General features: G+C 53.0%; 12 protein-coding genes and 1 other annotated feature. Of the genes, 2 read left to right on the top strand and 10 right to left on the bottom strand.

Going from position 1 to position 10,684, the window contains the following annotated elements; all coding sequences use genetic code 11:
• From B4H10_RS07095 to mltG, 3 genes are all read right to left on the bottom strand, one after another.
• Positions 1 to 508, bottom strand: a 508-nt coding sequence (locus tag B4H10_RS07095; protein WP_292018531.1) for a peptidase U32 family protein, incomplete at its 3' end; no start/stop codon positions are given.
• Between the two features lie 2 nt (positions 509 to 510).
• Positions 511 to 1,101 (bottom strand): O-methyltransferase, encoded by a 591-nt coding sequence (locus tag B4H10_RS07090; RefSeq protein WP_292018530.1) that lies wholly within the window; start codon positions 1,099 to 1,101, stop codon positions 511 to 513.
• Complete coding sequence (mltG, locus tag B4H10_RS07085; protein WP_083501448.1) at positions 1,098 to 2,186, bottom strand: endolytic transglycosylase MltG; 1,089 nt, start codon at positions 2,184 to 2,186, stop codon at positions 1,098 to 1,100. The genes B4H10_RS07090 and mltG overlap by 4 nt, the downstream gene beginning before the upstream one ends.
• 344 nt (positions 2,187 to 2,530) lie before the next feature.
• Here mltG and B4H10_RS07080 point away from each other — a divergent pair, with 344 nt between their 5' ends.
• Complete coding sequence (locus B4H10_RS07080) at positions 2,531 to 3,520, top strand: site-specific integrase (protein ID WP_059075924.1); 990 nt, start codon at positions 2,531 to 2,533, stop codon at positions 3,518 to 3,520.
• A gap of 9 nt (positions 3,521 to 3,529) precedes the next feature.
• Here the strand turns inward: B4H10_RS07080 and B4H10_RS07075 are convergent, their stop codons facing one another.
• Positions 3,530 to 3,871, bottom strand: coding sequence for a LysM peptidoglycan-binding domain-containing protein (locus B4H10_RS07075; protein ID WP_083237028.1), 342 nt, complete (start codon positions 3,869 to 3,871; stop codon positions 3,530 to 3,532).
• 189 nt (positions 3,872 to 4,060) lie between these two features.
• On the opposite strand from B4H10_RS07075, the gene lexA reads away from it, so the two are divergent.
• Positions 4,061 to 4,678, top strand: a complete 618-nt coding sequence (gene lexA / locus B4H10_RS07070) for a transcriptional repressor LexA (RefSeq protein ID WP_059075922.1) — start codon at positions 4,061 to 4,063, stop codon at positions 4,676 to 4,678.
• A gap of 120 nt (positions 4,679 to 4,798) precedes the next feature.
• Here lexA and leuB read toward each other — a convergent pair whose 3' ends face one another.
• The 6 genes from leuB to B4H10_RS07040 all read right to left on the bottom strand — a co-directional run.
• Positions 4,799 to 5,866 carry a 3-isopropylmalate dehydrogenase gene (gene leuB / locus B4H10_RS07065; RefSeq protein WP_292018529.1) on the bottom strand — a complete coding sequence of 356 codons (1,068 nt, stop codon included), beginning with the start codon at positions 5,864 to 5,866 and terminating at the stop codon, positions 4,799 to 4,801.
• 2 nt (positions 5,867 to 5,868) lie between these two features.
• The gene (locus tag B4H10_RS07060) at positions 5,869 to 6,354 is read right to left on the bottom strand and encodes a 3-isopropylmalate dehydratase small subunit (protein ID WP_059075920.1); all 486 of its coding nucleotides are present in this window, start codon (positions 6,352 to 6,354) and stop codon (positions 5,869 to 5,871) included.
• 2 nt (positions 6,355 to 6,356) lie between these two features.
• Complete coding sequence (gene leuC / locus B4H10_RS07055; RefSeq protein WP_170087154.1) at positions 6,357 to 7,616, bottom strand: 3-isopropylmalate dehydratase large subunit; 1,260 nt, start codon at positions 7,614 to 7,616, stop codon at positions 6,357 to 6,359.
• 39 nt (positions 7,617 to 7,655) lie between these two features.
• Positions 7,656 to 9,398: a 2-isopropylmalate synthase gene (locus tag B4H10_RS07050; RefSeq protein ID WP_059075918.1), complete on the bottom strand. Its 1,743-nt coding sequence runs from the start codon at positions 9,396 to 9,398 to the stop codon at positions 7,656 to 7,658.
• A 60-nt stretch (positions 9,399 to 9,458) separates the two neighbouring features.
• Positions 9,459 to 9,711, bottom strand: a binding site (T-box leader).
• 137 nt (positions 9,712 to 9,848) lie between these two features.
• Complete coding sequence (locus tag B4H10_RS07045; RefSeq protein WP_059075917.1) at positions 9,849 to 10,268, bottom strand: CGGC domain-containing protein; 420 nt, start codon at positions 10,266 to 10,268, stop codon at positions 9,849 to 9,851.
• Positions 10,269 to 10,375: 107 nt separating this feature from the next.
• On the bottom strand, positions 10,376 to 10,684 hold a 309-nt coding region (locus B4H10_RS07040; protein ID WP_292018528.1), incomplete at its 5' end, for a hypothetical protein.

Genomic DNA, 10,684 nt, shown 5'->3' with positions numbered 1-10,684 from the left:
TACACATGGCACCGTGGACGAATCCTTCCAGTTCGACAGGGACGCGGCGGTGGATTTCCCTGACATCGGCCAGGCTCACTTCCCGGGCCATGACGACGCGGCTGGCACCGAGGTCATGCCAGAACTGGACACTGGCCCAGTTGGTCGTATTGGCCTGGGTCGAAATGTGGATGGGCAGTTCCGGCACGAGCTTGCGGGCCAGACTGAAAATCCCCGGATCGGCGATGAGCAGGGCGTCTACGCCTATATCCCGCAAAAAGCGCAGGTAATCCGGCAGAGCCGTGAGGTCTTCATTGTGAGGGAAAATATTGACCGTCACATGGATCCGTTTTCCCCGTTCATGGGCATAGGCCACGGCTTCTTTCAGCTCATCCCGGGAGAAATTGTCACTGAAGGCGCGGAGACCGAATAATTTCCCGCCGAGATATACTGCATCGGCACCATAGAGAAATGCCATCTTCATTTTATCCATATTGCCGGCCGGAGCCAGCAATTCCATCTTTTGCATACTTATCCTTTCCAACGGGATACGGTCAGGCCATCCCCATTTTCAAAAAACACAGAATCAAAATACCGCCTATCGTCGATGAGCGACAGGAACTGGCGCAGCCGCGTCACGGCCGTCCGGTGTTTGTGCGGCAGCGTCCCCTTTATATAAATCATATCGTGATAGCGCAGGTTATCTGCTACGATGAGCGCACCGGGCGAGAGGTGTGGCATCAGCAGCTGCAGATAGCGCACGTACTGTCCCTTGGGGCCGTCGAGGAAGACAAAATCCCACGGCCCTTCCAGGCGGCTCAGCCACTGGGCCGCATCTCCCTGAAGAGCCGTGATGACCCTCGCGTAGGGAGAGCGTGAAAAATACTCCTTGGCCGTCCGGTACCGCTCTTTGTCGAGCTCGATCGTCGTCAGCATCCCTCCCTCTGCCAGAAAGGGAGCCATGATCAGGGCAGAATAGCCGATACAGGTGCCGATTTCCAGCAGCCGGGCCGGTTTCGCCTGCTGGAGGATCCGGGTCAATAGTGGCAGTTCCGGATCCCGCAGGATAGGCAGCTGTTCCCGCGCAGCCTGACTGCGTATTTCTTCCAGAAGGTCCGTCATGGCATATGTTCCTTTACATTCTTCATATGGTCCTCGTAGGTTGTGGCAAAATAGTTATGTCCGTCTTTATCAGCAACAAAATAGAGATAGGACGTATCGGGCGCTTCCAGGATGGCTTTCATGCAGTCCATCCCCGGATTGGCAATCGGTCCCGGCGGCAGTCCTTCATAGCGATATGTATTATAGGGCGAGTCGTATTCCGTTTCGCTGATACTGTACGCCGCCTTGTGGGTTCCCATGGCATAGGAAATGCTGGCATCAGACTGGAGTTTCATGTGCCGGGACAGGCGGTTCAGGAATACCGACGCGATGAGCGGCCGGTCTTTATCGTATTTTGCTTCCTTTTCTATGAGTGATGCCAGGGTGACGAACTGGTAGATAGACATATTCCGCTCTGCAATCTGCTGGCGCATGTCGTCTGTCAGGTGACGGTCGAAATTTTTCAGCATCATGGTGACGACATCCTCTGCCGTCGCATCCTTCCCGATGAGGTACGTATCGGGAAAGAGGAAGCCTTCCGTCACAAGTGTCACCTTGCGGTTCCCTTTCATATATGGATACAGCAGGCTCGTATCGTTGGCTGCACGGAGAAAATCCTCTTCTTTGACGATGCCCAGCTTATCCAGGGCCTGAGCCGTCTGACGCACCGTATAGCCTTCGGGTACGACCAGCCGGGCTGCTTCTGATTTGCCGCTTTTTAGTTTTGCCAGGATCTGCTGGAGACTCATGTCGGACCGGATGGTATATTCCCCCTGTTTGAGATCATCGGCCTGGCCGGTGACGCGTGCCACCAGGCGGAACCAGCCGGGATTGACGATGAGTCCGTCGTCGTAGAGCTGATCGGCAATGTCGGTGGCAGTCATCTGTTCCCGCACATGGACGTATGCTTCCCTTTCGGGAAGGAAATAATTTGGCAGGTAATATGATGCAATGCCCGCTGCGCCGGCTATGAAAAGACACGCCGCGGCCGCTATGCCCCAGAAGCGCCTGCGGTGCCTTGCCGCCGACTGCCGTATTTCCCGGGCATCCTGCACGACTTCCTGTTCTACATGTTCAATTGTCTCTTCTATTTTTTTCTTGTTCATCCGTCTATTATACGGCAAGAACCGGTCCTGACGCAATAGGCACGACACAGCAGGCTCTTATAGCGGTTGACATCTTCTTTCCGAAGGCCAAGCCTAGTCCGCATCTGGATCCGCAATACCGCAAGGCGTATACAGAAAAGGACCCTGTCAGAGGAACCAGACTTTTTTCTTTCGTGTATCCCCGATAGACGTGTATCCCCGGGACAATGATACAAATGTTTGGTATTTGTCTTTTTATATGATACAATACATTATACAGGGTACCGTATATGATAAAGGAAATACATGCGGTATGACCGTACCGTCTCATGCGGTAAAATAGCACCTATTCCAGGAGGATTGTCATGGCTTCTGAACCGGCAGATCATTTTTATCTCGGCAACGCCGACGTATTGGCAAATAATGAAAAATTAACAGACAAGGCCCGGCAGAGTATCTATGTATCACGGGCCGACAACACCATTGACGCATACCGGTCCGACTGGAAGGATTTCTGCGACTGGTGTGCCTATCATGACGAAACAGCCTTTCCGGCATCGCCGGAAACGATCGTCAACTATATCAACGACCTGGCAGACAATGCCAAGGCCAATACGATTGCCCGGCGCATCTCTGCCCTGACGGAAAACTTTGCCGCTGCCGGCATCAAAGACAACCCCTGCCGCTTCCCTATCGTAAAAGACGCCGTCCGCGGCATCAAACGCATGAAAGGGACCCAGCAGCACGGTAAAGCCCCCATCCTCTTCGATGACATCCGGGAAATGCTCCACTACCTCGACGGGGACGAACTCCGCCAGGCCCGCGATAAAGCCGTCCTTCTCGTCGGCTTTTACGGTGCCATGCGCCGTTCGGAAATTGCCGGGCTGGATGTGGAAGACCTGAACTTCAACCGCCTGGGGCTGCTCATCACATTGCGCAAATCCAAGACCGACCAGTTCGATCAGGGGCAGACCGTCGCCATCCCTTATATTGAAGATAAGGACCTCTGTGCCGTCCGTGCACTCCAGCACTGGCTGGATCTCAGCGGAATTACTACAGGACCGGTCTTTCGCAGTTTCACCAAAGGCCACCATATCCGCAAGACCCGTATCTCCGACAAGACTATCGCCCTCATCGTCAAACGGTATGTCGGACTCATGGGAATGGATCCGGCTGAATTCGGCGCCCACAGCCTGCGCCACGGCTTTGCCACTTCGGCTGCAATGGAACACGTGGAAGAACGGGAAATCATGCGCCAGACGCGTCACCGGTCTACAGCGGTCGTCCGCAAGTACATCGACGAAGCAGACCGCCTCATCGATAATCCTATCTTAAAGATCGCCCGGAAAAAATGACCCGTTCCTTTATTTCTGTACGTGCAGGACTTCTTTTACCGTATCGGCCCGCCCCGTTTCAACGGGCACCTGAAGGACCTGCCCCGGATAAATGTCATCGGAATGGCGGATATGATTGATATCCATGATTTCATCGACGACGTCGCGGACATCCGTCCCGGGAGCGGCAGCAGCGGACGCGATGCGCCATACCGTATCCCCGCTGTGTATCTTGACGGAGATATACGTTTCATCCGTATGATATACCATCCCCATCTGGGTACATGCGGCGATGACGACAACCAGCGCTGCAATCAGCCGGATTATCCAGGTATAGTTTCTTTTTCTTTTCATAGCCATCGTGCGTTTCATACTCTGTCACCCCATAGCCGTTTAGAACGAATGTTTTGAGAACACATGTTTGTTTGATGGTTTTATTATATCGGCGAACGTCCGTTCTGTCAATAGGGTGAGAGAACAAATTTTCGATGAACAAACGTTTGAATTTTTTTCCATAGTACCGTATAATAGAAGTGTATATTTACTTGGGAGTGATACCGAATGATGAACAGTGAAAAAATGCTTACAACCCGGCAAAAACAAATCCTTGAATACATCCGTGACTGCGTGCATAAATATGGGTATCCCCCATCGGTCCGGGAAATCTGCCAGTCCGTCGGCCTCAGCTCTACTTCGACGGTCCACGGCTATCTGCACCGCCTGGAAGAACTGGGATTTATCCGCCGCGACCCGGCAAAGAACCGGACGATAGAACTCCTGGATGAAGGATCCTGGCGGTCCAAAAAAATCGTTCCCCTGCCACTGATTGGCCAGGTCCGGGCCGGCCAGCCGGTATTTGCCGAAGAATACATCGAAGATGTCTATCCCTTTCCGGCTGATATTATCGGAAATGACGACTGCTTTATGCTGACCGTCCGCGGCGACAGCATGATCCAGGCCGGTATCTTCGACGGGGATTATCTTATCGTCCGCCGTCAGGATACGGCAGAAAACGGGGATATCGTCGTCGCGATGATCGACGATGAAGCGACGGTCAAGCGGTATTTCCTGGAAAAGGACCGGGTACGTCTGCAGCCGGAAAATCCCGATTATGAACCGATTTACACGCGCAATTGCAAAATCCTGGGAAAAGTCACCAACCTGTTCCGCCGCTATTGATGATTGTCATACGTACAGCCAGAAAAAGAGGATGCCCCATGAAAAAATGGTTTCATGAGACATCCTCTTTTTGCTGTTATACCAAGGGATATATGAAAAACGCAGGGAGATGCGTTTTCATCAAATGTGGGACAGGATTTCCTGTGTCATCGTTTCCGTATCGGCTTTTTTGAATCCGTCTTTATAGAGATCGGGCGTCCGCCAGCCATCGGCCAGTGTCTGGTCAACCGCCTCTTCTATGGCACGGGCCGCTTCTTCTTCTCCAAAGGAATAGCGCAGCATCATGGCCGCCGAGAGGATCGTTGCCGACGGATTGGCAATCCCTTTTCCGGCAATATCCGGCGCTGACCCATGGATGGGTTCGTAGAAGCTGGTCTCTTCCCCGATGCTGGCTGACGGCATCATGCCGATGGATCCGCCGAGAACGGCCGCTTCATCGCTGAGGATATCGCCGAAGAGATTTCCCGTGACGATGACGTCGAACTGCCGGGGATTGATAGCCAGCTGCATGGCACAGTTATCGACATAATAGTGATTGAGGGTCACATCGGGATAACGGGAAGCCGTATCAATGACCGTCCGCCGCCAGAGGCGTGATGTCGCCAGGACATTGGCCTTATCGACAGAAGTCACCTTGTGACGCCGTTTCTGCGCCGCTTCCATGGCAAAGCGGGTTATGCGCCTGACTTCGGGGACGCTGTAGTTTTCCAGATCCCAGGCCCGTTCTGCCCCGTTGTGAATTTCCGATTCACATTTATCACCAAAGTAAATGCCGCCGATGAGTTCCCGCACGATGAGGATGTCCGTCCCGGTTACGATATCGGGTTTAAGAGGAGAATACTCTGCCAGGACATCGGGCACCGTAACCGGCCGCAGATTGGCATACAGCCCCAGGGCCTTGCGCAGTCCCAGGAGTGCCCGTTCCGGCCGCAGGGACGGTTCGACATGATCCCATTTGTCCCCGCCGACAGCGCCAAACAGGATGGCGTCGGCATGGCGGGCAGCGTCGATGGTCTTATCCGGCAGCGGCGTGCCCGTGTGGTCGTAGGCAGTTCCGCCGGCTTCCTGCTTTTCATAGGTCATGCCGATGTGGAATTTTTCATCTATTTTTTGGAGAACCCGTACGGCGGCAGCCGTAATTTCTTCGCCGATTCCGTCTCCGGGAATGACTACAATATGGTTTGACATGGTTATTTCCCCTTTACGTATTCGATTAATCCGCCTGCTTTGGCAATATCCTGGATAAACCCTGGCAGAGGCGGAGCCTGGAAGGTATCACCAGTCGTTTCATTGACAATGGTGCCACTGGCTATATCGACGCGCAGGCGGTCTTTCCCATGGATGCGTTCGACAGCGTCGCCGATTTCCAGTACGGGCAGGCCCACGTTGATGGCATTGCGATAAAAGATACGGGCAAAACTGGCAGCGATGACGACGGGGACGCCCGATGCCTTGATAGCAACCGGCGCGTGTTCCCGGGACGATCCGCAGCCGAAATTACGGCCGCCGACCATGATATCGCCATCCTGTACGTTGGGTGCAAAGGATTCGTCGATATCGACCATACAATGAGACGCCAGTTCTTTTGGGTCAAAACTGTTGAGATACCGTGCAGGGATGATGACATCTGTATCAATATTGTCGCCGTAGCGCCATACGTTTCCTTCTAATATCATGATTACCGGACCTCCTTAGGTTCTGCGATTTTGCCGAGAATGGCACTGGCTGCCGCCACCTGGGGACCTGCCAGATATACTTCACTGTCTACGTGGCCCATGCGGCCGCGGAAATTGCGGTTTGTCGTCGAAACGCACCGTTCACCGGCTGCCAGGATTCCCATATAGCCTCCCAGGCAGGGGCCGCAGGTCGGTGTCGATACAGCGGCACCGGCTTCGATGAACGTATCAATATAACCGGCATGCATGGCATCCTGATAGACCTGCTGGCTTCCCGGAATGATGATGCAGCGTACACGGGGATGGACCTTATGGCCTTTCAAAATGTCTGCGGCAATGCGCAGATCTTCCAACCGTCCATTGGTGCAGGAACCGATGACGACCTGGTCGATTTCGATATCACCGAAGGTCCCGACGGCTTTGGTATTGCCCGGCAGATGCGGAAAAGCGACGACGGGCCGGATCTGGGACAAATCGATGGAGACGACCCGGCTGTACGAGGCATCAGGATCGGCTTCGTACACCGTATAGGGATGGGAAATCCGGCCCTTTTCATAGGCTGCCGTCTGGTTATCGACGGGGAAAATCCCGTTCTTGGCACCGGCTTCGATAGCCATATTGGCAATGGTGAAGCGGTCTGTCATGGACAGGGACGCCACGCCGGGACCGGTAAATTCCAATGACTGGTATAAGGCGCCATCGACACCGATCATGCCTATCAGGGTCAGCATGACATCTTTTCCCGTAATGTCTTCCGCCTTTTCCCCGGTAAGCTCGACCTTAATGGCATCGGGGACTTTGAACCACGCTTCGCCCGTCGCCATGGCCGCTCCCAGGTCGGTAGAGCCGACTCCTGTCGAGAATCCTCCCAGCGCCCCGTAGGTGCAGGTGTGGGAATCGGCACCTATGGTGAGCATGCCCGGCGCGACGATTCCCTGCTCCGGCAGGAGGACGTGTTCGATGCCGACGCGGCCTACTTCATAATAGTGGGTGATGTGGTGCTTTCTGGCAAAATCGCGGACAATCTTTGCCAGGCCTGCCGATTTGATATCTTTATTCGGCGTGAAATGGTCCGGAATCAGAGAAATCCGGTCTTTATCGAATACAGGCTTGCCGATTTTTTCAAAAGCGGCGATGGCCGGCGGTGCTGTAATATCGTTGGCCAGTACCATATCGAGGCGGCAGTTGATGAGGTCCCCCGCCTTGACGAATGCGACGCCGGCGTGGGCAGCCAAAATTTTCTGTGACATTGTCATTCCCATAATATATATCCTCCAGTTTTACAACATATCTTATAGTTATTAATGATGACTAGCTGAACGGCGGAAATCGTGAATCTGGTCATAACTGCTGCTCAGATTGCGGAAGGTAATCCGTTCTGCCATGCCCGGCATGCGGTTGATAGCTGAAACAAAGGCCCGGACAGATGCGGTCATCGTATCGGTGTCGATGCCAGCTCCCCATGTTGTCTGGCCTTTTTCGTCAGTGAGACCGAAGTAGGCAATGCCCCGGGAACTGGGATCACGGTCCAGATCGTGTTCACTGTATTCCAGATGGCTGACCGTAATGCCGTAGGCATCACAGATGGCATGGGCCACGGCTGCCAGCTGTCCATTTCCTTCTCCCTGGAAAATGATGTCTTTGCCACCCACCCGCATGAGGATCTGGCCTTTCCAGTGCCCATGCTGCTTTTTAATCATGAAATCTTCCATTTCGAGCGGTTTCGTGACGTCGAGATAATGGTCTGTAAAGAGACGGTAGATTTCGTCGGGCTTCAATTCCTGATGGCGGTGATCCGATACGCTTTTGACAAAATAGCTGAAATTTTCCCGCATCTTCTTCGGCATGCGGATGCCGTAATTGTGTTCCATGATAAAGCCTACACCGCCCTTGCCGGACTGGCTGTTGATGCGGATGACATCGGCTTCGTATTCGCGGCCTACATCTTTCGGATCGATGAGCAGATACGGAACGGTCCAGTACGGTTCACGATGATCTTCCCGGAACTGCATGCCCTTGGCGATGGCATCCTGATGGGAACCGGAAAAGGCAGCGAACACCAGCTTCCCTGCATAGGGCTGCCGTTCATGGACATGCATCCGCGTCACCCGTTCATACATTTCGACGACTTCCGGCATATAAGAGAAATCGATGCCCGGATCGATACCCATGGCATACATGTTCATGCCGATGGTAATGACATCGACGTTGCCCGTCCGTTCCCCGTTGCCAAAGAGTGTCCCTTCGATGCGGTCGGCCCCGGCCAGCAATCCCATTTCGGCATCGGCAACGCCCGTTCCCCGGTCGTTGTGCGGGTGCAGAGACAAAACGACGTTATCGCGGTACTTCAGATTCCGGGACATGTAGGCGATCTGGGCTGCGTACACATGAGGCATGGACATCTGCACCGTCGAAGGCAGATTGATGATTGCCTTACGGTCGGCGGTGGGCTGCCATACGTCGAGGACGGCATTGCAGACATCGAGGGCAAATTCCGGTTCCGTCCCGGTGAAGCTTTCCGGTGAATATTCGAAGCGGTAATTCGCTCCGGCTTCTTCGGTCAGACGCTGCAGCAATTTCGCGCCATCGACGGCGATCTGTTTAATCTCTTCCTTTGATTTGCGGAATACCTGCTGCCGCTGTGCATACGACGTGGAATTGTACAAATGGACGATGGCATGTTTGACCCCTTCCAATGCTTTGAAGGTCTTCTGGATGATGTGTTCCCGCGCCTGTGTCAGGACCTGTACGGTCACATCGTCGGGAATCATGTTCCGTTCTACCAGCGTGCGGAGAAATTCGAACTCTGTTTCCGATGCCGCCGGAAACCCTACTTCGATTTCTTTAAATCCCATGCGGATCAGCATTTTGTAGAATTCCAGTTTTTCTTCAAGGCTCATGGGGATGACCAGTGCCTGATTGCCATCGCGCAGATCGACACTGCACCAGATTGGCGCCTTATCGGGGTACTCTTTGCTTGTCCAGCTCATATCCACCTGGGGCGGCATAAAATATCCTTTTTTGTACTTTTCAACGTTTTTCATCCGAATCACTCCTGATCATGTATTTTTAACACAATCAAAATAAAAAAAATCTTCCGCCTCAGAAGAGACGAAAGATTTACTCGCGCGTTACCACTCTTATTCATATCCCAAAGGATATGCTCTTTACAGGTACGGACTCGTGTCGATACCCTCCTGTCTGTTAACGGCCAGGCCCCGGCCCCGCCTACTCTGCCCATGGCATTTCAGCTGGCTGCTTAGAGACGAGTTCACTTCCATTCCGCTGCTGCCTCGCACCTGCCGGCAGCTCTCTGAAAGCTTTCTGGAACCTACTGTTTCCCTTCAACGCATTTTTATTTTGACTTGTTGATTGAGATAATACCATAGTCATCTCTGGAATGCAAGAAAAATTTTAAAAGAATTTGGAAAAATATAAAGTTAAACCTTTTACTTGCTGAAATATATACGGATTGTTCTTTATAAGTTAAACGTTTATGCTTTCATTCCCTTATCCCATTCCTGATACACACCTTCGTGGCGCTTTTTTTCGGCTCCCTTGGACAGATACGATCCGAGGACGACGGGAAATCCCTTTCGTTCGACAATAGACTTGATGTAATTGCGGAAGGGACAGGGCGGGCGGTGGTAATTGTCTGAACAGATGCACGATGCCAGATGAACGACCACGTCGCCTTTTTCTTCTCCATAGCGTTTCAGTTTGTGGTTCAGGTCTTCTAATTTTGCCGCAATGCCCGCTCCACAGCAGCCGCCACAGGTCAGCGTCATGTAGCGTGTCTGGTCGTCATACCCGGCAAACGGGCCCGTCCGGTCATAGAACGATTTCATGCAGCCGTATCCGGCACAGCGTTTGGAAACAATATCGCATTGAATAATAACTACTAAACGAGACATAGGATCACTCCCCCTTTTTACTGCTCATCATTACGATGCTCATCATTACTATACCACAGGGGAGCGGGGAAATACTATAGAGAAATTTTCTCTGTCTCCGCATATGCCTAACCGGTCCGGGCCTTCGCAAAGCCGTTCTGCCGGCGCATAGTCTGCAGGATCCGCTCAAAATATACGATTTCCCATTTCGCATACCGGTTACACAGCCGCCTGGTATGGCCGTTCTGCAGGACCTGTGCAATATCGCGGAGGACCCGTACTTTCTTTTCTGTCATGAACGAGTCGTACTGGCGGGATCGCATCACCTGCTTCAACTGGCTGGCCGCTTCTTCGTAACGCCCTTGTGTAATCGCCTGGCGGATGAGGATGAGCGTTTTAAGCCCCGGCGGGAAAGACAACTTGCGCAGATACGCAAG

Source organism: Megasphaera sp. UBA4382 (genome assembly GCF_002391155.1).
Taxonomy (GTDB): domain Bacteria; phylum Bacillota; class Negativicutes; order Veillonellales; family Megasphaeraceae; genus Megasphaera; species Megasphaera hexanoica.
Note: the sequence above shows the minus strand (reverse complement) of the source record. Positions and strands in the feature narration are given on the sequence as shown.

What these genes read in the sequence shown, in the direction of transcription:
- mltG (WP_083501448.1), bottom strand. Translation starts at nt 2,186, where the DNA reads ATGAACAAGAAAAAAATAGAAGAGACAATTGAACATGTAGAACAGGAA.
- B4H10_RS07090 (WP_292018530.1), bottom strand. Translation starts at nt 1,101, where the DNA reads ATGACGGACCTTCTGGAAGAAATACGCAGTCAGGCTGCGCGGGAACAG.
- leuC (WP_170087154.1), bottom strand. Translation starts at nt 7,616, where the DNA reads ATGGGAATGACAATGTCACAGAAAATTTTGGCTGCCCACGCCGGCGTC.
- B4H10_RS07075 (WP_083237028.1), bottom strand. Translation starts at nt 3,871, where the DNA reads ATGAAACGCACGATGGCTATGAAAAGAAAAAGAAACTATACCTGGATA.
- lexA (WP_059075922.1), top strand. Translation starts at nt 4,061, where the DNA reads ATGATGAACAGTGAAAAAATGCTTACAACCCGGCAAAAACAAATCCTT.
- B4H10_RS07045 (WP_059075917.1), bottom strand. Translation starts at nt 10,268, where the DNA reads ATGTCTCGTTTAGTAGTTATTATTCAATGCGATATTGTTTCCAAACGC.
- B4H10_RS07060 (WP_059075920.1), bottom strand. Translation starts at nt 6,354, where the DNA reads ATGATATTAGAAGGAAACGTATGGCGCTACGGCGACAATATTGATACA.
- B4H10_RS07050 (WP_059075918.1), bottom strand. Translation starts at nt 9,398, where the DNA reads ATGAAAAACGTTGAAAAGTACAAAAAAGGATATTTTATGCCGCCCCAG.
- leuB (WP_292018529.1), bottom strand. Translation starts at nt 5,866, where the DNA reads ATGTCAAACCATATTGTAGTCATTCCCGGAGACGGAATCGGCGAAGAA.
- B4H10_RS07080 (WP_059075924.1), top strand. Translation starts at nt 2,531, where the DNA reads ATGGCTTCTGAACCGGCAGATCATTTTTATCTCGGCAACGCCGACGTA.